The 26,011-nt window shown below is 33.6% G+C and carries 22 protein-coding genes; 11 read left to right on the top strand and 11 right to left on the bottom strand.

Annotated features, from left to right (window positions below; genetic code table 11):
- Nucleotides 1-155: 155 nt before the first annotated feature.
- Nucleotides 156-1,331 carry a GlmU family protein gene (locus ACZ1AQ_RS09940; RefSeq protein ID WP_489632753.1) on the bottom strand — a complete coding sequence of 392 codons (1,176 nt, stop codon included), beginning with the start codon at nt 1,329-1,331 and terminating at the stop codon, nt 156-158.
- A gap of 154 nt (nt 1,332-1,485) precedes the next feature.
- Nucleotides 1,486-1,737, bottom strand: coding sequence for a type B 50S ribosomal protein L31 (locus ACZ1AQ_RS09935; RefSeq protein ID WP_024981357.1), 252 nt, complete (start codon nt 1,735-1,737; stop codon nt 1,486-1,488).
- 241 nt (nt 1,738-1,978) lie between these two features.
- Between ACZ1AQ_RS09935 and ACZ1AQ_RS09930 the strand changes: the two genes are divergently transcribed.
- From ACZ1AQ_RS09930 to ACZ1AQ_RS09910, 5 genes are all read left to right on the top strand, one after another.
- Entirely contained in the window at nt 1,979-2,512 is a 534-nt protein-coding gene (locus ACZ1AQ_RS09930; RefSeq protein ID WP_489632752.1) for a DUF4199 domain-containing protein, read from the top strand.
- A gap of 9 nt (nt 2,513-2,521) precedes the next feature.
- Nucleotides 2,522-3,478 (top strand): glycosyltransferase family 2 protein, encoded by a 957-nt coding sequence (locus tag ACZ1AQ_RS09925; protein ID WP_489632751.1) that lies wholly within the window; start codon nt 2,522-2,524, stop codon nt 3,476-3,478.
- A 55-nt stretch (nt 3,479-3,533) separates the two neighbouring features.
- The gene (locus tag ACZ1AQ_RS09920) at nt 3,534-5,261 is read left to right on the top strand and encodes a phospho-sugar mutase (protein WP_489632750.1); all 1,728 of its coding nucleotides are present in this window, start codon (nt 3,534-3,536) and stop codon (nt 5,259-5,261) included.
- Between the two features lie 78 nt (nt 5,262-5,339).
- On the top strand, nt 5,340-7,187 hold the full coding sequence (locus tag ACZ1AQ_RS09915; protein WP_489632749.1) for an ABC transporter ATP-binding protein: 1,848 nt from the start codon (nt 5,340-5,342) through the stop codon (nt 7,185-7,187).
- A 53-nt stretch (nt 7,188-7,240) separates the two neighbouring features.
- Nucleotides 7,241-7,942 carry a hypothetical protein gene (locus ACZ1AQ_RS09910; protein WP_489632748.1) on the top strand — a complete coding sequence of 234 codons (702 nt, stop codon included), beginning with the start codon at nt 7,241-7,243 and terminating at the stop codon, nt 7,940-7,942.
- On the opposite strand, the gene ACZ1AQ_RS09905 is transcribed toward ACZ1AQ_RS09910, so the two are convergent.
- The 3 genes from ACZ1AQ_RS09905 to ACZ1AQ_RS09895 all read right to left on the bottom strand — a co-directional run bounded on the left by ACZ1AQ_RS09905 (nt 7,943) and on the right by ACZ1AQ_RS09895 (nt 12,933).
- Entirely contained in the window at nt 7,943-8,665 is a 723-nt protein-coding gene (locus ACZ1AQ_RS09905; protein WP_489632747.1) for a hypothetical protein, read from the bottom strand.
- 93 nt (nt 8,666-8,758) lie between these two features.
- On the bottom strand, nt 8,759-11,224 hold the full coding sequence (locus ACZ1AQ_RS09900) for a TonB-dependent receptor (RefSeq protein WP_489632746.1): 2,466 nt from the start codon (nt 11,222-11,224) through the stop codon (nt 8,759-8,761).
- Nucleotides 11,225-11,232: 8 nt separating this feature from the next.
- Nucleotides 11,233-12,933, bottom strand: a complete 1,701-nt coding sequence (locus tag ACZ1AQ_RS09895) for a M23 family metallopeptidase (RefSeq protein WP_489632745.1) — start codon at nt 12,931-12,933, stop codon at nt 11,233-11,235.
- Nucleotides 12,934-13,107: 174 nt separating this feature from the next.
- Here ACZ1AQ_RS09895 and ACZ1AQ_RS09890 point away from each other — a divergent pair, with 174 nt between their 5' ends.
- The 3 genes from ACZ1AQ_RS09890 to rny all read left to right on the top strand — a co-directional run bounded on the left by ACZ1AQ_RS09890 (nt 13,108) and on the right by rny (nt 15,464).
- Nucleotides 13,108-13,398 (top strand): hypothetical protein, encoded by a 291-nt coding sequence (locus ACZ1AQ_RS09890; protein WP_489632744.1) that lies wholly within the window; start codon nt 13,108-13,110, stop codon nt 13,396-13,398.
- A gap of 3 nt (nt 13,399-13,401) precedes the next feature.
- Nucleotides 13,402-13,692: a cell division protein ZapA gene (locus ACZ1AQ_RS09885; RefSeq protein WP_489632743.1), complete on the top strand. Its 291-nt coding sequence runs from the start codon at nt 13,402-13,404 to the stop codon at nt 13,690-13,692.
- A gap of 206 nt (nt 13,693-13,898) precedes the next feature.
- Nucleotides 13,899-15,464 carry a ribonuclease Y gene (gene rny / locus ACZ1AQ_RS09880; protein ID WP_489632742.1) on the top strand — a complete coding sequence of 522 codons (1,566 nt, stop codon included), beginning with the start codon at nt 13,899-13,901 and terminating at the stop codon, nt 15,462-15,464.
- A gap of 58 nt (nt 15,465-15,522) precedes the next feature.
- Here the strand turns inward: rny and ACZ1AQ_RS09875 are convergent, their stop codons facing one another.
- From ACZ1AQ_RS09875 to ACZ1AQ_RS09865, 3 genes are all read right to left on the bottom strand, one after another.
- Nucleotides 15,523-17,034, bottom strand: a complete 1,512-nt coding sequence (locus ACZ1AQ_RS09875) for a sensor histidine kinase (RefSeq protein WP_489632741.1) — start codon at nt 17,032-17,034, stop codon at nt 15,523-15,525.
- An 87-nt stretch (nt 17,035-17,121) separates the two neighbouring features.
- Entirely contained in the window at nt 17,122-18,027 is a 906-nt protein-coding gene (locus ACZ1AQ_RS09870) for a site-specific tyrosine recombinase (RefSeq protein ID WP_489632740.1), read from the bottom strand.
- 75 nt (nt 18,028-18,102) lie between these two features.
- Nucleotides 18,103-18,711 carry a porin family protein gene (locus ACZ1AQ_RS09865; RefSeq protein WP_489632739.1) on the bottom strand — a complete coding sequence of 203 codons (609 nt, stop codon included), beginning with the start codon at nt 18,709-18,711 and terminating at the stop codon, nt 18,103-18,105.
- 367 nt (nt 18,712-19,078) lie between these two features.
- Here ACZ1AQ_RS09865 and ACZ1AQ_RS09860 point away from each other — a divergent pair, with 367 nt between their 5' ends.
- The 3 genes from ACZ1AQ_RS09860 (at nt 19,079) to ACZ1AQ_RS09850 (ending at nt 22,701) form a co-directional block, all read left to right on the top strand.
- On the top strand, nt 19,079-19,642 hold the full coding sequence (locus tag ACZ1AQ_RS09860; RefSeq protein WP_489632738.1) for a porin family protein: 564 nt from the start codon (nt 19,079-19,081) through the stop codon (nt 19,640-19,642).
- Nucleotides 19,643-19,716: 74 nt separating this feature from the next.
- Nucleotides 19,717-20,130, top strand: coding sequence for a type II 3-dehydroquinate dehydratase (aroQ, locus tag ACZ1AQ_RS09855; RefSeq protein ID WP_489632737.1), 414 nt, complete (start codon nt 19,717-19,719; stop codon nt 20,128-20,130).
- A gap of 81 nt (nt 20,131-20,211) precedes the next feature.
- Entirely contained in the window at nt 20,212-22,701 is a 2,490-nt protein-coding gene (locus ACZ1AQ_RS09850) for a DUF5686 and carboxypeptidase regulatory-like domain-containing protein (RefSeq protein WP_489632736.1), read from the top strand.
- Nucleotides 22,702-22,873: 172 nt separating this feature from the next.
- On the opposite strand, the gene ACZ1AQ_RS09845 is transcribed toward ACZ1AQ_RS09850, so the two are convergent.
- The 3 genes from ACZ1AQ_RS09845 to ACZ1AQ_RS09835 all read right to left on the bottom strand — a co-directional run bounded on the left by ACZ1AQ_RS09845 (nt 22,874) and on the right by ACZ1AQ_RS09835 (nt 26,011).
- Nucleotides 22,874-23,740 (bottom strand): cation diffusion facilitator family transporter, encoded by an 867-nt coding sequence (locus ACZ1AQ_RS09845; RefSeq protein WP_489632735.1) that lies wholly within the window; start codon nt 23,738-23,740, stop codon nt 22,874-22,876.
- A 195-nt stretch (nt 23,741-23,935) separates the two neighbouring features.
- A complete protein-coding gene (murA, locus tag ACZ1AQ_RS09840; protein WP_489632734.1) occupies nt 23,936-25,246 on the bottom strand; it encodes a UDP-N-acetylglucosamine 1-carboxyvinyltransferase in 1,311 nt (436 codons plus the stop codon).
- A 45-nt stretch (nt 25,247-25,291) separates the two neighbouring features.
- Entirely contained in the window at nt 25,292-26,011 is a 720-nt protein-coding gene (locus ACZ1AQ_RS09835; RefSeq protein WP_489632733.1) for a DUF4290 domain-containing protein, read from the bottom strand.

The following is a 26,011-nucleotide window of genomic DNA, read 5'->3' as shown; positions in this document are numbered from 1 at the left end:
AAAGGTTAAAAATCAGATGATTTTGAACGCTAAAATTTTGAAGGTGCAAAGATAGTTTAAATAAAGAATTGCGCAATTGGTATCCCGATTAAGTGCAATAAAAAATGCCTCTTCAAAACGAAAGAGGCATTTTTTATAAACAGTTGAAGAACTTTTTATTCTTTACGATACTTTTTAGTAATTTCAAAAACGTGCTCTAGAATTGCCGCTTCTTTTTCGTCAAAAACAATATTTCTTCGAGCCATTACCAAACGTGCTGTTTCGAAAGCTTTTTTAGTTAGATAGGTAGTAAATCCAGAAGCTCCTCCCCAAGAGAAACTTGGAACAAAATTTCTAGGAAACCCACTGCCAAAAATATTAGCACTCACTCCTACTACGGTTCCTGTATTAAACATGGTATTGATGCCGCATTTACTATGATCGCCCATCATTAATCCACAAAACTGAAGTCCTGTTTTCGCAAAACCTTCTGTTTGGTAACTCCACAAACGAACTTCTTCATAGTTGTTTTTAAGGTTTGAATTGTTGCTATCTGCACCAATATTACACCATTCTCCTAACACTGAGTCTCCTAAAAACCCATCATGTCCTTTGTTCGAATAAGCAAAAATCACAACATTTTTCACCTCTCCACCTACTCTAGAATAAGGACCAACTGTGGTTGCTCCATAAATTTTTGAAGCCATTTTCACTTGAGCGTTGTCGCATAGTGCAAACGGACCACGAATCACAGAACCTTCCATAATCTCGCTATCTTTTCCAATATAAATAGGACCCGAAGAAGCATTTAAGGTTACAAATTCCAGCTTAGCTCCTTCCTCAATAAATACATTCTCGGGTGCAATTACGTTTACACTTTTTGGAATAGACTGAGAACGTCTATCTTGCGTTAAAAGTTCAAAATCTTCTCTTATTGCGATATCATTTTTAGAAAAAATATCCCAAGTATTTTCAATTGTAATACAATCGTCGTTGTATTCAATGATTTCATAAGTATCAAAATCAACTTCTTCTTGATTTTCAGAGGTATAAAAAGCAATGATTTCGTCTTTCTTGAAAATGGCTTGATTGGGTTCTAAGTTACTTACCAATTCTGCTAAAATTGCATTAGGCAAAAAAGAGGCATTAATCATAACATTGCCTTCCAATTCTACCATTGGATATTTATCAGACAAGTATTCTTCGGTTAAAGTAGTGGTAGTCGACCCGAGATGTAGCTCCCATTTTTGGCGAATAGTCATGATACCTACCAAAATATCCGCTACGGGACGGGTAAAGGTAAACGGCAACAAAGCATTTCGAGCGGGACCGTCAAAAAGAATGTAATTCATAAAAAAATTGATTTGGCTATTGTTTCTTTTTCGATTTGGTTATCTCGCACAAAGTTAATTCATTTTATGCTATAAATTTTATCCAAACCCAACCCAAACAAAAAAAGCCTTTCTAAAAAGAAAGGCTTGATTATATTTAAAAAACGAGTTAAAATTATTTAACGTGTTTTGCGTATTTAGTTTTGAATTTATCAATACGTCCTGCTGTATCGATAAGTTTAGATTTACCTGTGTAAAAAGGGTGAGAAGTTCTAGAAATCTCCATTTTTACTACTGGATATTCAACGCCTTCGTGAATAATTGTCTCTTTAGTTTCTGCTGTAGATTTAGTAATAAAAACATCATCATTTGACATGTCTTTGAAAGCAACTAATCTGTAATTCTCTGGGTGAATACCTTTTTTCATCTTAAATCTTTTTTTATTGGTTTCAATTATAATTTGTTTTGCAGCTTTTCTTCTACACGAAAAGGTATAAACATCTTATAACTTTTTATTTACACTATTATTTTTTGAGTGTGCAAATTTACACTTATTTTTATAATTACAAACCTTTGCTTAGTTTTTTTTAGAATTTTCTAAAAACATTTTTTACCCCTCGTAAATGCAGAATTGCTATATTTGTGGATTAATTAAAAACCGAACCTATATGATCAATGAAATTATAAAAAAGAATGGGATTACTTTTGGTATAGTAACAGGAATCATCTCTTGTTTATTGACTTCTACAATTTACGCTATTGATTTGAATCTTTTTATCAAGCCTTGGATTGGAGCAGTAAGTATTGTCATCTACTTGATAATCGGAATTGTTCTTTTATCAAAAACAAAAAAAGAAATTAATGGGTTTTTCTCTTTTAAAGATGCATTTACAACTTACTTTATTTCAGCAGTCGTTGGAATATTGATTTCTACTCTATTTAATATTATGCTTTTCAATTTCATCGATCCTTCTGCCAAAGAAACTTTAAATGAGATTACCATAAAATACACCATCAATATGATGCAAAAATTTGGAGCTCCTTCCTCATCTATAAATGAAGCCATCAAAGGAATGAAAGAAAGCAGCCCTTATGATATCGATTCTTTATTAAAAGGAATGATTACTAGCATTGTTTTCAGTTCCATTTTTGGTCTTATTATGGCAGCCTTTTTCAAAACTAGACAATCTTCTCAAGAATAAAACAATTAAATGAATTTAACTATCCTAATACCACTTCTTAACGAAGAGGAATCCTTACAAGAATTGTACACTTGGATTCTAAAAGTGATGCAATCCAATAATTACTCCTATGAAATCCTTTTCTTGGACGACGGAAGCACAGACAATTCTTGGACTATTATTGAAAATTTTGCCGCAACAAATCCCAACGTAAAAGGGATTCGTTTTATGAAAAACTTTGGTAAATCGCAAGCGTTACATGCTGGATTTGCTCAAGCCAAAGGTGACGTAATCATCACTATGGATGCCGATTTACAAGATAGTCCTGACGAAATTCCAGGATTATACAACATGATTACCGAACAAAAATATGATTTGGTTTCGGGTTGGAAAAAGAAACGCTACGATTCGGTTGTAGCTAAAAACCTTCCTTCTAAATTATTCAATTGGGCCGCTAGAAAAACATCAGGTGTTGAATTAAACGACTTCAACTGCGGGTTAAAAGCCTATAAAAATGTTGTAGTCAAAAACATTGAGGTTTCTGGCGAAATGCACCGATACATTCCTGTTCTGGCTAAAAATGCTGGTTTTGGAAAAATTGGAGAAAAAGTAGTACAACATCAAGCTAGAAAATACGGAGAAACCAAATTTGGAATGGATCGTTTCATTAATGGTTTTTTAGATTTAATCACCATTTGGTTTTTATCCCGTTTTGGTAAAAGACCCATGCATCTTTTTGGAGCAATTGGTTCTTTAATGTTTGTTATCGGTTTTGTAGCTGCAGCTTATATTGGAATATCAAAGTTGTATCATATGTACAACGATATGAAATACACTTTGGTTACCAATAATCCTTGGTTTTATATCGCTTTAACCACCATGGTTTTGGGAACTCAACTATTTTTAGCTGGTTTTCTTGGAGAAATTATTTTAAGGACCAAAAATAATGAAGCGCGATACAAAATTGCGAATCAAATCAATTTATAATTAAACCTCATCAAATTCAATTACAATTTATTGTTTCATATAAAATCAGTATAAAATGTACATCCCTCAAAATATCCTTGACGCACTGAATGTCTGGCTTACTCCAACATTTGATACAGCTACTCAAGATGCTGTAAAAGAGTTAATGACTTCTGCTCCAAAAGACTTAGAAGAGAGTTTTTATAAGAACTTAGAATTTGGAACTGGCGGAATGCGTGGTGTTATGGGTGTAGGTGATAACAGAATCAACAAATATACCCTAGGAAAAAGCACTCAAGGACTATCTAATTACTTAAAAAGTGTGTTCCCTGGGGAGCAAATAAAAACAGCTATTGCTTTCGACTGTCGTCACAACAGTAAAACGTTAGCAAAAGTTGTAGCCGATGTTTTTTCTGCTAATGGAATCGAAGTATTTCTTTTTTCAGACTTGAGACCTACTCCCGAATTATCTTTTGCTTTAAAACATTTGAACTGCCATTGTGGAATTGTACTAACTGCATCTCACAATCCACCTGAATATAATGGCTACAAAGTATATTGGCAAGATGGAGGACAAATCGTTCCTCCTCAGGACGGTGAAATCATCAATGTAATTGAGAATCTGAAATATGATGAAATTAATTTCACCGCTAACGAAAACTTAATTCATTTTATTGACAAAGAGATTGATCAAGCTTTCATTCAATCCTCTATAGAAAATGCAAGTTTTAATACTCCAGCAACTGCCAAAGAGAATTTAAACATTGTTTTTACTTCCTTACACGGAACTTCTATCACAGTTATCCCTGAAACGCTTTCTAAAGCTGGATATCCAAATGTACATATTGTAGAGGAACAAGCTGTACCAAATGGCGATTTCCCAACCGTAAAATCACCAAATCCAGAAGAACCAGAAGCACTAACAATGGCGTTGGCATTAGCTGATAAAACAAATGCAGATATCGTAGTAGGTACAGATCCTGATTGCGATCGTCTTGGTGTTGCCGTGCGAGATAACAATGGAAAAATGGTCTTGTTAAACGGAAATCAAACCATGATTTTGATGACCGCCTTTTTATTAGAAAAATGGAAACAAGCTGGAAAAATTAACGGTAAACAATTTGTGGGCTCAACCATAGTTTCTACACCAATGATGATGGAACTAGCTACAGCCTACGGTGTAGAATGCAAAGTAGGTTTGACTGGATTCAAATGGATTGCCAAAATGATTAAAGATTTTCCTGAACTACAATTCATTGGTGGTGGAGAAGAAAGCTTTGGATTTATGGTTGGAGATGCAGTAAGAGACAAAGATGCTGTAGCTGCTACACTACTAATCTGTGAAGTGGCTGCACAAGCAAAAGCAAGCGGCAGCTCCGTTTACAAAGAGTTAATCAACCTTTATGTAGATCACGGATTCTATAAAGAACATTTAGTTTCCCTAACCAAAAAAGGAATGGACGGATTACAAGCCATTAATCAAATGATGATTGATCTTCGTGAAAATCCTTTAAAAGAAATCAACGGACAACGTGTAATTATGGTAGAAGACTACCAATCTTCAATTGCCAAAAATTTGTTATCTGGCGAAGAATTGACCATGGATATCCCAAAATCTAATGTGCTAATTTACTACACAGAAGATGGTTCAAAAATTTGCGCTAGACCAAGCGGAACCGAACCTAAAATTAAATTTTACATTAGTGTAAATGCCGACTTAGAAACCGCTTCTGACTTTGATGCCGTAGAAAACATTCTAAATCAAAAAATAAAAAATATCATTGCTGCAATGCAATTAAATTAATTTAAAAACCATCTATTTTTCTGACAGACCCGATAAGTCCAAGAACTCATCGGGTCTTGACGATAAAAAACAACTCAAATGGATCCAAATTTCAAAAAAATCATCCCCTTCACCAAGCCTTATCATTCACATGTAACCTGGAACATACTCTTTAATATACTGTACGCTTTGTTTAGTACACTATCTTTTATTGCATTAATTCCTATGATGAATGTGCTTTTTGACACTTCAGAAAAAGTAACAAAAATGCCTGTTTATACTTCTATTTTTGATATTACAAAATTCGCAAAAGAGTATCTTTACTATTACATCACTTTACTATCAGAACAAAACGGAAAACAATTTGCACTAGTATTAGTAATAGCCTTAGTAATTGTAACTTTTCTTTTCAAAAACCTATTTAATTACCTAGCTTCTAATCATTTGATGCACCTAAAAAATGGCGTTTTGAAAGATTTAAGAAACGCAATGTATCACAAAATAATCAATCTACCCGTTTCATATTATTCAGAAAAAAGAAAAGGAGACATTATGGCACGTATGCTTGGAGATGTAAACGAAGTTCAAACTTCATTTTTTTCCATTTTAGAGTTGATTGTAAAAGAACCTATGACAATCATCTTTACATTGATTGCCATGATTTCGATTAGCTTCAAACTAACTTTATTTGTTTTTATTTTCATACCTGTTTCAGGAATTTTGATTTCTAAAGTAGGCAAATCATTACGAACTAAATCCGAGAAAGTACAAGCAGAAAATGGATACTTAATTTCGATTGTTGAAGAATCGCTTTCAGGATTAAAAGTGGTAAAAAGTTATAATGCAGAATCGAGCTTTAAAGAAAAATTTAATGACTCTGTTTCGCGAGTACTAAAACTTTCTAACAGCATTGGCAAGAAAAACAACCTTGCCACACCATTGAGCGAATTTTTGGGTATCATCACCATTTGTGTTTTGCTTTGGTTTGGAGGAAAAATGGTTTTGGTCGACAAACTCCCAAACGGAAAAGCATTATTAGATGGCGCCAAATTTCTTGCTTACATGGGACTTGCGTATAATATTCTAACTCCAGCAAAAGCAATTTCAAAAGCTTCTTACCAAGTAAAGAGCGGATTAGCTGCCGCTCAACGTGTTTTTGATGTATTAGAAGTTCAAAACGAAATAACATCTAAAGAAAATGCCATAAAAAAAGTAATCTTTGAAGACAAAATAAGTATACAAAACATCAACTTCAGGTATGAAGACGAAAATGTTTTGAAAAATTTCTCATTAGAAGTCAAGAAGGGCCAAACGGTAGCTCTTGTAGGACAATCAGGAAGTGGAAAAAGTACAATTGCTAATTTACTCACTCGTTTTTACGATGTAAATGAAGGTACCATTTCAATAGATAATCATGACCTTAAAGACTTTGATTTACATTCATTAAGAAGTTTGATCGGACTAGTTACACAAGACAGCATCTTGTTTAATGACACTATTAAAGCCAATATTTCACTTGGCAAACCCAATGCGACCGATGAAGAAATCATTGAAGCTCTTAAAATTGCTAATGCATATGAATTTGTATCAACATTACCAAATGGCATTTACACTAATATTGGAGATAGTGGAAACAAACTTTCAGGCGGGCAAAAACAGCGTTTATCTATTGCTAGAGCGGTGCTCAAGAATCCTCCAATTATGATTTTGGATGAAGCAACATCAGCATTGGATACAGAAAGTGAAAAATTTGTTCAAGTAGCTCTCGAAAACATGATGCAAAATAGAACCTCAATTGTTATTGCGCATCGTCTTTCTACCATTCAAAAAGCAGATGTTATTGTAGTAATGAAAAAAGGAAAAATTGTTGAACAAGGCACTCACGAAGAATTAATCGCGCTTGATGGAACTTACAACAAATTAGTAACCATGCAATCCCTTGAATAGTCTCAAATGATTTGTATCTTTAAACAAGATTTTTTCTTTTTTAAATTCAACAAATGTATTTAGACAACCCCAACATAAAATTACCTGAAGATCCTGAAACTATTGTCTGGAAATACCTAGACTTGTCTAAATTTTTAGATTTATTATTATCCAAAAAATTATTCATGTCTAGGTCAGACAAGTTTGAAGATCAATACGAAGGCACCTTTAGTGAGCCTACCTTTGAAGAAATCAAAAAATTATCCAAAGACAATCCTGACTTTTTAAATTATTATAAAACTCATCGGGAAAAAGTCGCCATCAGTAGTTGGCACATTAACGAATATGAATCTTTTGCAATGTGGCAAATTTTCACCCAAAACAGTGAAGGACTTGCCATACAATCGACCATAGGAAGATTACAAAAAGCACTGCTTCCTGAAGATCATTTTCAACAATATATAGGTGAGGTAAATTATATTGACTACAAAAAAGAGTACATCCCTTTTGATGATTTATTTTTCCCTTTTTTATACAAAAGAAAAAGTTTTCAATACGAACGTGAAGTCCGCATTATTAGTGATGTAACACAAAATAATTTGAAACTAAATGATGGACTAAAAATTAATGTCGATGTGAATCAACTAATAGAAAAAATATACATCCATCCAAAGTCTGAGAACTGGTATAAAAATCTTGTAATTCAACTAGTAGCTCAGTTAGGGTTTGATATCGCCATTGAAAAATCAGACTTAGAGAGCGATATTTTGATATAATTATATAGGAGAATAACGAATTACTTTCCAATCGTTCTTATTCAAATCGATATAGTTATAGTGTACCACATCTTTTTGGTCAAACTGTCCATTTTTATTGGTATCCTCAATAGTTCTGAAATATAATCTATTCGAAGACTCGATTAAATTCCAATCGATAAGCTCCTCCAAATCAGTAGAAACTTTAGTAAAATCATCACCGCTAATTGCACTCAAATACAATGTATTGATATCATTGGTATCCAACTTGCCGTCTTTATTAGTATCAGCATCAACCATGGTGTAGACCATAATTTGCTTTTTGATACGATCTGATACTGTTTTTAAATAAGTAGCCGTTTCAATCAAAATAGGCTTATCTGTCAACGGACGAATTGAATCCGAATCAATCTTTTGAAATTTTAGATTCTGCAAAAAACCTGTTATCTCATATTGCCCTAAATTGCTAATGGTAAAACTTACATCATTTACTGCTGAAGAACCATAACGGGACTTGGCGCCTCTTTCATAAATACGCAAATCGCCTACCGGATGAATCAAATAATTAGTTCCTTCCATTTGAACTGGCAAATCTGCAATTTCTACTTTTGTAGAATCTAGTTTTGGTGCCATAGTATTTTTTGACGAATTATCGTATATCACTTTAGGCTTTTCAACTTCTTTCTGGCAACTCACCATCAAAAAGACTAAAAACAAACCACTGATTATTGATTGAATCTTCATGCTAAACATAATTTATTTTCAAAAGTACACAATTCTAATAAAACCCTACACTTTATGATTTGAAATCACAGTAATTAATCAACACTTCACAAATTAAAAACGTGCATTCAACCTGATATTAAAAACTCTAGTCGTCATATAATTAGGAATACCATATTGATTTTTGGTATACACATCACGAACCCAAGTATTCGTAATTGCATTTTGGTTATTGAATATATTAAACACTTCAAGACCAATAGCCAACTCTTGAAAACTATCGGCCCATTTCCCATATTGTCTAGAAGTACTTCTATCGACTAGAAGTTTTGAAAACCCAACATCTGCACGACGATAATCTCTGAGTCTGTTTTGATACAAGTAAGGGTCTGCATACGATGGAGAACCTCCAGGTAAACCTGTATTATAGACCAAATTAAGATACAATTTTACACTAGGAATATTCGGCATATAATCTTGAAACAGCATCGCAAACTTTAATCTTTGATCTGTAGGCCGAGCGATGTAACCTTTCCCTTTGCTATTTTCTTCTGTTTTTAAATACCCAAAACTTATCCATGATTCAGTCCCAGGAACAAACTCACCATTCCATCTCACATCAATTCCTTGCGCATACGCTTTTGCATCATTATTGGCTTGATAACGAATCCTAACATTGTCGATGGTATAAGTATTAACATCAGACATAGATTTATAGTAAACTTCGGTGACTAATTTAAAAGGACGACTCCATAAGTTGAAACTATAATCGTTCCCCAGAACCATATGAATAGATTGCTGAGCCTTTACATTGGGCTGAACTACCCCTTCACTATCACGAAGTTCCCTATAGGATGGCGGTTGATGATACATTCCTCCAGACAATCGAAACAAAAGATTTGCCTTAGAATTAGGCTTCATGGTAAACTGCACTCTTGGACTAATGGTGAATTGTTGATTACCCGAAACATAGCCTCCTAAAACTTGCCAATTATGCATTCTCACTCCTAAATTATACCAAACCAAACTAGTTCCTAGATTGGCTTTACGACTCCATTGCAAATAGCCAGAAAAACGATTAATTGTATTAAAATTAATTGCTCGAACCTCTTGGTAAGGAGCCAAAGGGCCATTGTAAATTGTGTAAGGCTCGTCTTTTTTAGGTAAAAAACGTGGAGGATTTAGAGCAAAACCAGCAGAATCAATTACTTCCCATTCACTAATTCTGTCTCGTATAGATTCACGAGTGTATTTTACTCCCCACTCGACAAGATTGTTTTTCCAATCATGAATACCTTTAAACTCTGCATTAGCAATTAAGGCATCCAAATCATTTCGAGCATGATTCAATTGTGAACCAATTCCTCTAGAAAACGAAACATCACCCAAGTTTTCTGAGCCAATATTAGTATCTAGTTCTGCCAAACGATATTCAGCTAAAATATCAAAATGTTCTTTTTCTAGAGTATGAAAAACAGCACCTATAAATTTATATGTTGATACATCCGAAGCCCTAAAAGTAGATTTTACAGCCCCAAAAAAAGTTTGATATTGATCGCGTTCTTGTCCATCATAAAAAATCAATAACGCTTGAGGATTATCTATTGTACCAAAATTTGTTTGACGCGTTAATGGTTCATAATTGTATTTATTTTGAGAAATATTTCCTAAAAAACTCCATTGCCATTTTGAAGAAGCTTGAAAATTGATGGCAGTTTGCACGTCAATAAATGACGGAGTATAATTGGTTTGTGTTTCTTGACTGTTGACCAATAAACTATTATTTCTATACCGAACACCCGTAATTGCTGTCCATCGCTTGTCTTTTGAAATCAAATCCAAAGAAGCACTCCCTCCTAAAAAACTAGCTTCTACAGTAGCACCAAAATCTGTCGGTTTTCGATACGTTATATCCAAAACAGAAGATAATTTATCTCCATATTTACTTTGAAAACCTCCAGCAGAGAAATCAATGTTCTGGATTAAATCAGTATTAGTAAAACTCAAGCCTTCTTGCTGACCCGACCGAATCAAAAAAGGACGGTAGACTTCTACTTCATTAACATACACTAAATTTTCATCATAATTTCCACCACGAACTGCGTACTGCGAACTTAATTCGTTATTGGAATTTACACCTGCCAAAGATTTCAAAACATTTTCTACTCCAGGATTGGCTCCAGGAATATTCTTTAATGTAGCTGGGTCTATAGTTAAAATACCTTGAACTCCTTTTTTATTATTGGCATTTACAAACACCTCCCCCATTTGCTCTTCTTTCTCACTTAGTACCAAATTGAAATCCACTACTTCATTAGGAGTTACAGATAAAACCAAAGTGGCTTTTTTGAAAGAAACATGACTAAATACAACTGCTACTTTTTCATTTGACGGAATCGATATCGAATAAAAGCCTTTGACATTGGTTTGTGAAGTAAGTCCTTGAATCGTTATATTTACATCATTGACAGGATTTTTTTTATCATCTAATACAAAACCTTGCAACTTCCCTTTTTGAGAAAACACAGGTGCACCAATAAAAACAAGGGTGAAAAAAAAGCAGATTTGGAATACTTTCAAGCGAAGAACTATTTAATGATTTGACTTCTAAAAAAACGCGTTTCAAAGGTAGTGGAATTTCCCATTTGGTCTACTACAATTACTTTAAGAATGTTAGCGCCTTCAGCAATAATTCCATCGCTAAAATCATGTGTAAGCTGTCTAGTTTTATTGTCGTATTCCATTAAAATCCATTGATCGTTTAAAAAAGCATTGTACGATTTTATTCCAGACAAAGCATCATATATAGTGACTTTTAACTCTTTTTGAGCAGTAATCCATTTTCCTTCTATCGACCTACCAATATTAATGACAGGATTTACATTATCAAGAACAAGACCGTATTTACCAAGAGTTTTAACCTTAGTGGTAAAAGTATTTCCCTTTACAGTAGTTGGGTTGTAGGATATTCTTCCTCCTTCAATCCTTCCCAAAAATATTTTCTCTTTTTCTAAAGCCGAATGAGTACTATCTTGAACTTGAATCGTAAAATTAGAATGTACCGGAACCGTATCGTCATGTAAAGTCAAAACTTTATTTGCAACAGAAAGATTCAAATCAAAATCAGTATAAAAAGTATTAGCAGGAAAAGTAACCGTCCAATTATCTTTTTCAAACATGTATTCCTTTTTTGCCTTGATATAATAATTCGAATGAGTTGTTTCTTTTGGTATTACTGCTGCCTTTTCATCATAAGCAATAGGAATAGTAATAAGTGTTTTGTTGTTAAAATAATCAGCAACTTCAATACGATAAGCACCCGACAAATTAGGCACTACTGATATTACTCCATTATTTTCATCGGTTTTTATAATACTCAAATCAAAGGGCGAAGTTCTAAACAATCGCTGAATACGCTGTTGTGATTTTTTATATCTAGCATAATCTATTAAAACATTGATGTATCGCATTTCGTCAAACGAATAAGTCCCAAATTGATAAGCATATGTAGGCATTCCGTTGTAAAAAGCTCGCACATCAAAAACTCCATTTTTGTTAAAAGAAACATCATCCATATCTGTTACAACGATACCAAAACCAATCTTACCATTAGCCAAAACTGGATCTGCCAAATAAGACCCATCTTTTTGTAGAGTCAGATTAATAGGAATAGGCCGCAAAGACTGATTAACAGTAGTTTTACTATCCAAAGGAAAAGCGTAAACAGCAGTAACTTGTGGTCTTTTGGTATCTTTCAAAAAAGAATCAAAACCAAAAAACAAGGGATTGATAATAAACTCGGTTTTAGAATCTCTGATTTCAAAATGAAGGTGTGGCCCTTCTGAAGCACCTGTATTTCCTGAAAGAGCAATAAGTTGTCCTTTGGTAACAACTAACTCATTTGGTTTTAAGAAAATCTCTACTTCAAAGGATTTTTCTTCGTATTGTCTTCTTTTAATTAATTCCTGAATAGGCCCAACAGCTTTTTGCAAGTGAGCATAAACGGTTGTATATCCATTTGGATGAGTAACATAAATAGTCTTTCCGTTTCCAAAAGTGGAAATTTTAATTCTTGAAACATATCCATCTGCCGCCGCATAAACTGATAATCCCTCCCGTTGTTGCGTTTTGAAATCAAACCCAGCATGAAAATGATTGGGACGCAATTCACCAAAATTACCTGATAATTGCATAGGAATATCCAATGGTGACCGAAAATAATCTTTAGGATACTGATGTTGCGCTAACAAAGCATTACAAAAAAACAACAGAAAATAGAATAACTTCATCTTAATCTTTTTGCTAAGGTAACCAAAACTCTTAAAATTAAAAAAAACAAAAAAACATCAATACCAACTGATAATCAATGTGTTATTTTTTTTACTACAAAAAAGCTAATAAAATATTGCAATAATAAAAAGGAATACTAACTTTGTAAGATTAAGAAATGAATTGGTCAAAAAATGAGTGTAATTGCAGAAATAATTGATACTCTTGAAAATAAGATTGTAAAACTTTTTTCTAAATTAAAAAGTCTAGAAAAAAACAATCAAGAATTAAGAGGAAAATTATCCGAAGCGACACAAATCATATCAAAACAATCTGAAGAGATTGAAGCCCTGAAAAAGCAATATGAAACACTCAAAATTGCCAATACATTACTAGGCAGTGACGATAATAAAAGAGATACAAAGCTTAAAATAAATTCATTAATTCGTGAAATTGATTACTGCATAGCCCAGCTATCAGATTAAAAAATGGAAGAAAAGCTTAAAATAAAGATATCGATTGCAGATAGAGTTTACCCGCTAACGGTAGATGCTGCTCAAGAAGAAGGGCTAAGAAGTGCTTCAAAAAAAATTGATATGATGATTAAGCAATTTGAAGAAAATTATGCCGTACGAGACAAGCAAGATGTTTTAGCCATGTGTGCTCTACAATTTGCTTCTCAAGTTGAACAAAAACAAATTGACAATGCAATGGATGGGAATCAAACCATTGATAGATTGCAAAAAATCAATGCTGTTTTAGATCAATATCTCGATTAACGTTCTTACAACAGATTAAGATACTGCCTACATTAGTTCTTATTTGATAAACTCAACACTAACAATTTAGAATGAGCGAATCATCGTTTCTATAGCAAGCCAATTCAGTTTGGAAGCTTGAACAACGAGTTAGCTCAAAACTTGTCTTTTCGAGTTTATACAATCCCACTAATGTAGGTTTTTTTATATATATAATTTAAACACAAATGGATAGTACATTATTAATAATTGTTTCAGGAATTATAGGTATTGCAGTTGGTTTTGGTATTGCCAAAATCATCGAAAAAAGTAATATCTCTAATTTAATCAAGAATGCTAAAAAAGAAGCTGCTTCAATTTTAAAAGACGCCAATTTAGAAGCTGAAAACATTAAAAAAGATAAAATTCTTCAAGCAAAAGAGAAATTTATCGAACTAAAATCAGAGCACGAGCAAGTGATTTTGGCTAGAGATAAAAAAGTAGCCGAAGTTGAAAAAAGGGTTCGCGATAAAGAGTCTCAAGTTTCTAGTGAACTATCTAAGGCAAAAAAAATCAACGATGATTTTGAAGCAAAAAAAGCTGAATTTCAAGCCAAAATAGAAGTTCTCGACAAGAAACAATTAGAAGTTGAGCGCTTACACAAAAGCCAATTACAGCAACTGGAAGTTATTTCTGGATTATCTGCCGAAGAAGCTAAAGAACAACTAGTTGAGGGATTGAAGGCTGAAGCCAAATCAAAAGCTATGTCTCACATTCAAGAAACTATTGAAGAGGCTAAGCTAACGGCACAACAAGAAGCTAAAAAAATCATCATCAATACCATCCAACGTGTAGGAACTGAAGAAGCTGTAGAAAATTGCGTTTCAGTTTTCAACATTGAATCCGATGACGTAAAAGGAAGAATTATTGGACGCGAAGGAAGAAATATCAGAGCTCTTGAAGCCGCAACTGGTGTTGAAATTATCGTAGATGATACTCCAGAAGCTATCATACTTTCTTGCTTTGACCCTGTTCGAAGAGAAATTGCTCGTTTATCTTTACATAAATTGGTAACCGATGGACGTATTCACCCAGCAAGAATTGAAGAAGTTGTAGCCAAAACAACAAAACAAATTGATGACGAAATCATTGAAGTTGGTAAACGTACTGTGATAGATTTAGGAATCCACGGATTACACCCTGAATTGATAAAAGTTGTAGGTAGAATGAAATATCGCTCCTCATACGGACAAAATTTATTACAACACTCACGCGAAGTATCTAAACTTTGTGGAATAATGGCAGCTGAGCTAGGATTGAATGTTAAACTTGCCAAAAGAGCTGGTTTACTTCATGATATTGGTAAAGTTCCAGATACCGAAAGTGATTTACCTCACGCTTTATTAGGTATGCAATGGGCCGAAAAATACGGTGAGAAAGAAGAAGTTTGCAACGCAATTGGAGCTCACCACGACGAAATAGAAATGAAATCACTATTGTCGCCAATTATTCAAGTTTGTGATGCTATTTCAGGTGCAAGACCGGGAGCCAGAAGACAAGTATTAGATTCTTATATTCAACGTTTAAAGGACCTAGAAGAAGTTGCTTATGGCTTTAACGGAGTAAAAAATGCCTATGCTATCCAAGCAGGTAGAGAATTGCGTGTGATTGTAGAAAGCGAAAAAGTTTCTGATGATAATGCTGCATCTTTATCTTTCGAAATTTCTCAAAAAATACAAACAGAAATGACTTACCCAGGTCAAGTGAAAGTTACTGTAATCAGAGAAACAAGAGCTGTAAATATTGCTAAATAATTATCTTAACACATAAAAAGAAAGCTTCCCTAGGGAAGCTTTCTTTTTATACGCTTAATTAATCTAATGCTGATTTTTTAAAATAAATCTTGAATGTAGAGCCTACATGTAGCGTACTTTCTACTTCTATTTTCCCACCCATATTTTCAATTTGATTTTTGGTCAAATACAAACCAACTCCACGAGCATCATTGTTCTTATGAAATGTTTTATACAATCCAAAAATAGAATCTTTGTATTTATTCAAATCAATTCCCAAGCCATTATCTTTTATATTCAAAATAATAAAATCCTCATTTTCATCTGAAGTAAAAATAATTTTAGGCACTTTCTTTTGATCAGAATATTTAATAGCATTAGTAACTATATTCAACAAAATACTTTCTAGATAAGCAGGCAAACAATCTATGGTCACACTACTTTGAATATAATTTAACACCACTATATCTTTTTGTTTGATAGAATCGTGCAATACATCTAAGACTTTGTTAATGTATACATTTAAATTTAACTGCTCAATTTCTTTATCTTTTACTGTATGAATATTAACCAACTCATTCAGATTTTCTATTGTAGAAAACAATTCATCCGAAACAATTTGAATATTATTTAATGTATCAAAATCAGAGAGCAATTCTTCTTTATGCAAATCCAACAAAGATTTGATATTACCACTATGAGTACGCAAATTATGAGAGACAATATGAGCAAAATTGAGCAACTTATTATTTTGTGTATTCAAAATTTCAAGCATTTTGGCCAACTCTAATTCTTTTTCCTTCTGTTCTGAAATATCGGTATGAGTTCCTACGATTCGTAAGGGTTTACCTTCTGCATCGCGTTCAATAACTTTTCCTCTATCCAAAATCCATTTATAACGACCATTACACAACACCCTATGACAGGTCTCATAAAAAGGAATTTTATTCTCGAAATGGAGATTAATATTTCCATAATACTCTGCTCGATCATCAGGATGCACTCGTTCATCCCATTCTTCGGGAGTAGCTACCAAATCGGATTCTGTCAGCTCCAAAATCTTCATCGATTCAGAAGAATAATAGACTTTTCCCGTAACCAAGTCCCAATCCCAAACTCCTCTATCCGATGCTTGTACAGCAAAATGATAACGTTCATCTGCAATACGCATTCTAATTTCTTGCTCTTTTACATCGGTAATATCTGAGATTAAGCCATAAAAAACAATCTCATCATTATCATTTTTTTTGGGTGTGGCATCAATCCTTATCCACTTGTACCCGCTATCGGGCAATAGCAGCCTAAACTCTATATCCCAAACTTCTATATTAGCAATAGCTCGCTCGTAAGATTCAATAAACCCTTTTAAATCTGGCTCATAAATAGTATAATTAGACAACTTATAAGAGTCCTCTATAAACTCATTAAATGAGAATTCATTAAAAAAATCTATGGGCTTACTAAGAAAATCAAATGCTATCTGTCGTTCAGCATTGACACGAATCTGAAAAATTATATTGGGTAGTTGTTTGATTAAACTTTCGTAGAGTTTGTTTAAATCTTCTGGATTTCGACTTTTTGCAAATATCATTTGTTATGCTCTTTCATTTGGATAAAAATACTAAAAGTTTTAATTAAACTAACATTTAACAATAATATAGTTAAAAAAATTCAACCTCTACATCTTTTCCTTTCGTGGATGATAAGAGTGCATTACTTGTTTTAAAAAAGAACGGTCTAGATGAACATAAATCTCGGTTGTAGTAATAGATTCATGTCCGAGCATCAATTGAATAGAACGCAAATCGGCCCCATTCTCTAATAAATGAGTTGCAAAAGAATGTCGAAATGTATGAGGGCTAATCTTTTTATTGAGCTCGATCAAGTCTGCGAGTCTATTGATAATGGTAAAAATCATGGCTCTTGTTAATTGTCGACCTCGTCGGTTTAGAAACAACGTGTCTTCAAACCCTTTTTGAATAGGCAAATGAACTCGAATAGTTTCTTTATAAATGTTGATATATTTTTGAGCCAATTCGCCAATAGGAACAAATCGTTCTTTATTGCCTTTTCCGTGAATTTTGATAAAGCCTTCCTCAAAAAAAAGATCCGAAATTTTCAAACCAACCAATTCAGAAACACGAAGACCACAACCATATAAAGTTTCGAGCATAGCGCGATTGCGTTCTCCTTCGTTTGAAGTTAAATCAATCGCCAAAATTAAATCATCAATTTCCTCAACCGATAACGTATCAGGTAATTTTCTACCCAATCTAGGTGATTCAATTAACTCCATTGGATTGTCGCTTCGAAAATCTTCAAAAATCAAATATGAAAAAAAACTTTTAAGCCCAGAAATAATTCTGGCCTGAGATCTCGCATTTACCTCTTTTGAAACGGCATAGATAAATTGCTGTACCGTATCTTCATTAATATTTATTGGAGAAACTTTTATATTTTCATTAGACAAAAACAAACAAAGTCGCTCGATATCCAAAGTATAATTTGCAACCGTATTGGCCGACAAACCTCTTTCAATTTTTAAATACGATTGATATTGCTTGATATAATTACTCCAACTCATATTACAAAGAAAAACAATTTTAGGGCATAAAAAAACCTCCTTTTAAGAGGAGGTTAATTGAATATTATTACTTTATTAAAACTTGTAACCAAGTGAAAAAGTAAAAACACTATTTTGCACTTTAAAATCCCCAGCATCTTTCACAATATTACTTAGCCCTAAATTATATCTACCACCGATAGATAACTTTTCAGTTAAGTCATAGCCTAAACCAAAATTTAATCCGAAATCAGTTGATTCAAAAACATCTTTTGTATCTACTTTATCAGAAATAGTAACGCCTGCTATGCTTTCCTCAAATTTTGTTTTTGAACTCAACAAGAAACCTATTTGCGGTCCTACTTCTACATTAAATTTTGGTGTAACATACAATTTAGCCATTACTGGAATGTTCAAATAACTATTATTTATTTTTTCTTCATATCTATAATCATTTGCATTGTCAACTTCTTTAGAATTTCCACCTTGAGCTGAAAACAAAAGCTCTGGTTGAATGCTAAATTTATCAGAAATTTTAATCTCTGCAAATCCACCTAATTGAAAACCTATTCTAGATTTATTATCTTCAACATCCCCACTAAAATTTGCAATGTTTATACCTCCTTTAACACCAAATTTAACTTCTTGTGCATTAGCAAATGCGAATCCAAATACTGCAACAGCAGTTAAAATAATTTTTTTCATTTTTTTGTTTAGTTTATTAAGATTATTCAGCTAAACTAGTAATTCAAAATCAAATAATGAAAAAATAAATTTGAAAGAATTGTTGTTAAAAGTAGTTTCAAGGTTCTTTATAAAAAAACCTATTTATTTAAACAACTAATTATCAACAATCTAAAAACATGTATCTCACTAAATTCAGGTATTTTGTACTCAACACATAAAAAAGATATTTTAACAAGTCAAATCACTCTTTTTAACACTTTGGAAAGCTATAAAAATTGTTGTTACTTCGCGATTCAATAACCAATCGGTTATGAACAATAGTTTTTCAATACAATATATGTTTGAAAACGCAGTTTATAACCATATAAAACCATTAAAAAAAAACATGAAAAAGATTATTCTTATTGCTGCATTTGCTTTTTTAGGCACATGGAGTTCACAGGCACAATTATTACGATTAGGAGCCAAAGCTGGTATTAATTATGCTAATCTTACAGGAACTGAAATTACTGTAAACACAGAAAACTACAAATCTGACGCAATCACAAGCTACCACATTGGTTTATTGGCCGAAATCAAATTAACCGAGAAGTTTGGTATCCAGCCTGAGTTGTTATACTCTACTCAAGGTGCCTCTTATAAAAGTGCCATCAAAGAATTCAAAAATGAATTGGGCTACTTAGCTATTCCTGTGATGGCAAAAATCTATTTAAACAATACTTTCAGCTTAGAATTAGGACCTCAAGCTTCATTTTTGTTAAGTGAAAAAGACAAAGTGAACATTGAAGATTCCAAAACATTCGACTTTGCAGTTGCGGGTGGTTTAGGTGTAAAAATCACAAAAGGCATCTTTGTTCAAGCACGTTACGGTCTTGGGTTAACGGAAGTTTCTACCAATGCAAAAGCAAAAAATTCAGTAGTACAAGTGTCTGCAGGATTTATGTTTTAATAAATAACAAAAACTACTTCAAAACCGTACTATTATTTAGTGCGGTTTTTTTATTTTTACCAAAAACAACCATTATGCAAATTGCTATTATCAACGGACCAAATCTTAATTTACTAGGAAAACGCGAGCCTGAAGTGTACGGAAGTGAAACTTTCGAAGATTATTTTGAAAGTCTAAAGGCTAAATTTCCTCATATTCAGTTTTCTTATTTTCAAAGCAATATCGAAGGGGAATTAATTAATAAAATCCAAGAATTCGGATTTTCTTATAACGGAATCATACTTAATGCAGGAGCCTATACCCACACTTCAATTGGCATTGGCGATGCGGTAAAAGCTATAACGACTCCAGTAATCGAAGTGCATATTTCCAATACTTTTTCAAGAGAAAGTTTTAGACATCAATCCTATATTTCAGGAAATGCAAAAGGGGTTATTTTGGGTTTTGGTCTAAAAAGCTATGAACTCGCTATCCAATCTTTTTTATAATCTTAAGATTTTTAACACAATAAATTAACAAGTTTTTATGATGTAAGTTTTTTCATCTGTTTAATTTTACAAAAAAAACAGATGAAACAATTTTACGTTTTTATTTTATTTTTAATCTCTTCCCCTTTTATAGCACAAGTAAAAGGAACTATTACAGACGAAAAAGGAACCCCATTACCTTTTGTTTCCGTTATTATTCAAAACTCCTATTCAGGAACTACCACAAACGACAAAGGAAAATACGAACTAAATCTCAAAAAAGAAGGTGATTATACCTTGTTGTTTCAGTTCCTTGGATATAAAACCGTAAAGAAAACGATTCACTACGAAAAAACACCAATAACAATTGACATTCAGTTATCGGAAGAAAATTACAACCTCAACGAAGTCGTTATCAATCCCAAAAATAATCCTGCTAACGCCATTATCAGAAGTGCGATTGCAGCACGTAAAGAAAACGCAGAAAAAACAGCTCGATTTACTGCCGATTTCTATTCGCGAGGATTATTCAAAATCAAAAATCTGCCCAAAAAGATTTTAGGAATGAAAATAGAAATGCCAGACGAAATGACCACTGGCTTAGATTCAACTGGAAGCGGTATTTTGTACTTATCTGAAACCGTATCAAAACTCACCTTCGAAAAACCAAACAACTACAAAGAAAGAATTATTGCCTCAAAAATATCAGGAAACGACAAAGGCTTTAGTTACAATACCGCTCGCTCTTCATTTTATGATTTTTATGACAATACCGTCGATTTTGATGTAAAAATGATTTCACCCATAGCTAGCAATGCTTTTCAATATTACAAATACAAACTCGAAAGCACTTTTTTTGACGAAAGCAATCATCAAATCAACAAGATTAAAGTCATTCCAAGACGCGACAAAGAACCCGTTTTTGAAGGTTACATTTATATTGTAGAAGACAGTTGGGAGATTTATGCCGTTGATTTCGACATCAAAGGCTATCGTATGCGCAATGAATTCACCGAAGTAATGACCTTAAAACAAAACTTCAATTACAATTCCAAAACTAAAATTTGGAGCAAAAATGCCCAAAGCTTAGCATTTACAGCTGGTGCTTTCGGAATCGGATTCTCAGGCACTTTCAACTATGTGTACAGCAATTATGAATTCTTTGATGCTTTTGATAAAAAGACCTTTGGCAATGAAATTGTTAGTTTTGAAAATAATGCCAACAAAAAAGAAGATACTTTCTGGAAAAACACAAGACCTATTCCACTCACCGAAGAAGAAAGCAAAGATTATATCAAAAAAGACAGTATTCAGACCATTCGTTCATCCAAAACCTATTTGGATTCTATTGACCAAAAACGAAATAAATTCAAACTATTAGACCCAATAACAGGCTATAATTATAGAAACACCTTCAAAAAATGGTCGTTCGATTATGCTGGATTAATGGACATAAGTTCATTAACGTTCAACACGGTTCAAGGTTTCAATCTAGACTCTGGCTTTACCTATAGAAAATGGGATGATGAATCTGGAAAAAGCACAGCCCTTGCAACAACTTTCAATTATGGCTTTTCAGACGAACGTCTTCGCGTAGTCGGAAACTTTAGTCACCGATTTAATAATCAAAATTATGCCACAATTTGGGTTGCTGGAGGAACGGCTGTGAAACAATTCAACGAAAACAATCCAATCTCGCCTTTCATCAATTCGATAAGCACACTCTTCTTCAAAAACAATTTTATGAAATTGTACAACAAGGAGTTTTTCAATGTTACGTATTCACAAAATATAGCCAACGGCATCAACTTTACGGGAAAACTGGAATACAGCCAACGCAAACCTTTATTTAATACTACTAACTATACCTTTATCAAAAATGACGACCTTTATTCTTCAAACAATCCTTTGGATCCTAATGATTATTCAACTGCTGGTTTCTCAACTCATCAGTTACTAAAAGCTAATTTGAACTGGCGCATTAACTTTGGCAACCAATACATTTCGCGACCTGACGGAAAATTCAACCTCCGAAACGACAAGTATCCAACCGTGCTTTTAGGCTACGAAAAAGCCTTCGCTGCTAGTCAAAAAAACTACGAGTACGACTTAATTACTGCACGTATTCTGTATGACCTTCCGTTGGCCAACAAAGGCGATTTGGGTGTAAACCTAAGAGCTGGCAAATTCTTCAATGCCGAAAATATTGCCTTTATGGATTACAAACATTTCAACGGCAACCAAACGCGAATTGGTCAAACCGAACGTTATTTAAACGTTTTCAACCTATTACCTTACTACAGCAATAGCACAAACGATGCGTATTTTGAATTCCATTCAGAGTACAGCGACAATGGTTTTATAATGAACAAAATACCAGGACTCAACCTTTTAAAAAGCAGTTTAATGCTCGGTTTTCACAACTTAGCCATTCCAAATCGCAAACCTTACCAAGAAATCAGCATAGGCCTCGACAACTTAGGAATCGGGAAATTCAAACAGTTTAGAGTAGATTATGTCCGCTCTTACCAAAATGGATTTCAAGGTGATGGCGTAATTTTTGGACTAAAACTTTTGAATATTTTAGATTAGGAGCGGTATGAATAGGCTTTCTTGTGGGTAAAGTCCCGTCATCCGCTATATCTTTTTTTATTTTACCCTGTCAGGGTTTTGAACCCTGACAGGGTAAAATAAAAAAAGGATGCCGCTACTACCGGGGCTAAAAGGAAGCATCTTACCTTTTTGCTTTCGTAGTAACTCAAAATTAATTCGGTTCTACATGAATCAACACATGTCCCAAAGAAGGGATTTGAGCTCTGAGCGTATCTTTCAAGTCATGCGCAATATCGTGTCCAGCTCGCACTGTAATAGTACCTTCTACCCTTGCGTGCAAATCTACATGATACTGCATTCCTGCCTTTCTAATAAAACATTTCTCAGTATCTATAACACCTGGAACCGTTAAGGAAACAACTCTAATTTCCTCCACCAATTCATCATATAGATGTTCATCCATTATTTCGCTCAAAGCCGGTCTAAATATTTTATAGCTATTGTACAAAATAAAACCAGATGCAAAAAGAGCCGCCCAATCATCGGCAGATTCATAACCTTTACCAAAATAAAGTGCGATAGAAATACCTAAAAATGCCGCTACCGAAGTAATAGCATCGCTTCTATGATGCCAAGCATCGGCTTCCAAAGAAGAACTATTAGTTTCTTTACTCCTTTTCATCACTAGTTGAAACGAATATTCTTTCCAAACAATAATGGTTCCCAAAATATAAAGTGTCCATGATTTAGGTAATTCATGAGGAGTTCCTATATTCTGAATACTCTCATACGCAATAATCGTTGCCGAAGTAATCAAAAAACCAACTACCAAAAACGTAATTAAAGGTTCAGCACGACCGTGTCCGTATGGATGATTATCATCTGCAGGTTTATTCGAATATTTGATTCCAAAAAGGACCAAAAAAGACGCGAAAATATCCGTAGTAGATTCAATCGCATCGGCAATTAGCGCATAAGAATTACCAAAAAAACCAGCCAATCCTTTTACAATAGCTAAAGAAGTATTACCAATAATACTAAAATAAGTTGCTTTTATAGCCTTTTGTTCTTTTGTCATAATTTAGTCCTTAGTCCTTAGCAGTTAGTCCTTAGCAATTAGTCAATTTGGCTAATTACTAAGGACTAAAACTAATTATTAATTTTAAGCGAATTGTTGATTTAGTAAAAACTAAACTTGTATTTAGTCAAGATTTAGCAACTAGTCCATTGCGCTATTCACTATGGACTAATTACTAAGTACTCAAAAAAAAAATTAAGCTCTTACAATATTGGCTCCGATAGCTCTAAGACGCTCATCAATGCGCTCGTATCCTCTATCAATTTGTTCAATATTTTGAATAGTACTTGTTCCTTTCGCTGACAAAGCAGCAATCAATAACGAAATACCCGCACGAATATCTGGTGAAGACATTGTAGTAGCTTTTAATTGCGATTTGAAATCATGCCCAATAACTACCGCTCTATGTGGGTCACACAAAATAATTTTTGCTCCCATATCGATTAACTTATCTACGAAGAACAAACGGCTTTCGAACATTTTTTGGTGTATCAATACGTCACCTTTAGCTTGAGTAGCTACTACCAAAACAATACTCAACAAATCTGGAGTAAATCCAGGCCAAGGTGCATCAGCAATGGTTAAAATAGAACCATCAATATCTGTTTTCACTTGGTAACCATTAATGTGAGCTGGAATATAAATATCATCTCCTTTTTTCTCTAATGTAATCCCCAGTTTACGGAATACATTAGGAATAACTCCAAGATTTTCCCAACTTACATTTTTTATCGTAATCTCAGATTTAGTCATTGCCGCTAATCCTATCCAAGAACCAATCTCAATCATATCCGGAAGAATACGGTGTTCGCATCCACCTAATGCTTCTACTCCTTCAATAGTCAACAAATTAGACCCAACACCTGAAATTTTAGCTCCCATTGCATTGAGCATTTTGCATAATTGTTGCAAATAAGGCTCACAAGCAGCGTTGTAAACTGTAGTTGTACCTTTCGCCAAAACGGCAGCCATTACGATATTAGCCGTTCCTGTTACTGAGGCTTCGTCCAATAACATATCTGTTCCTGTAAGTCCATCTGGAGCTTCTACTCCATAGAAATGATCTTCTCTATTGTATCTAAACTTAGCGCCTAAATTGATAAATCCTTCAAAATGGGTATCCAATCTTCTTCTTCCAATCTTATCTCCCCCTGGTTTAGGAATATAGCCTTTACCAAATCGAGCTAATAATGGACCAACAATCATAATCGAACCACGTAAAGAACCTCCTTCTTTTTTAAAAGCCTCAGTCTCTAAATAGCCCATATTTACTTCATCAGCCTGAAAAGTAATGGAACTATTTCCGTTTTTTTGAATTTTAACTCCTAAGTTACCCAACAAAGTGATTAACTTATTGATATCAATAATATCTGGAATATTATTGATTGTTACTTTTTCTGGAGTTAGCAGTACGGCACATAAAATTTGTAACGCTTCATTTTTTGCACCTTGTGGGGTGATTTCTCCTTTTAATTGAATTCCACCTTCGATCTTGAAAATTCCCATTTGTTATACCAATTTATATTAATCAATAATTATCCTACACTATAATTACTGCTGTTTTCTATTTTGATTTTTGTGCATCGGTGTTTTACCCGATTTATTTTTATTGTTTTGATTCTTTTGTTGATTGGAAGGTGTGATCTTATTCGACATCCTTTTGTTTGTTCGAAGTAAATCTGTAGTTCCCAAAAGCTCTTCTTTGCTTTGCAACAAATTCAATTTTCCACCAGAGAGCTCATACAAATGCTCAAAAATAACATCGTCTTTTACCGTGTCTTTGTTCCAACTCAAATACGATTTCTTCATATGATTGGCAATTACCTTCACCAAAGCACTTTTCATTTCGCCTTCTTCCCATTTATTGGCTACATCAATCATATATTTGATGTTATTACCATAATATCGGTACTTAGGATAATTTTGAGGATACTGTAAAACTTCTGGCTTCAATTGTAAAACTTCACGTGACGGGATAGGATATGGAGAATCTACCGCCAAACGAAAGTCGGACATGATAAATAATTGATCCCATAACTTATGCTGAAAATCTGGGACATCTCTCAAATGAGGATTTAAGCTTCCCATTACTTGAATGATGTATCTAGCGGCTTTATTACGCTCTTCATCGTCCTTAATATCAGTAGCTTGCTCGATCAATTTTTGCAAATGACGACCATACTCAGGAATGATTAAATGTTTTCTTTCAGAATTATACTCCAAATGACACACTACATCATTCGCATTTTCTTTTTTATATTTTTCGATCAT

It is taken from the genome of Flavobacterium sp. UM26 (assembly GCF_057922445.1).
This window is presented reverse-complemented; position numbering and strand designations above follow the sequence as displayed.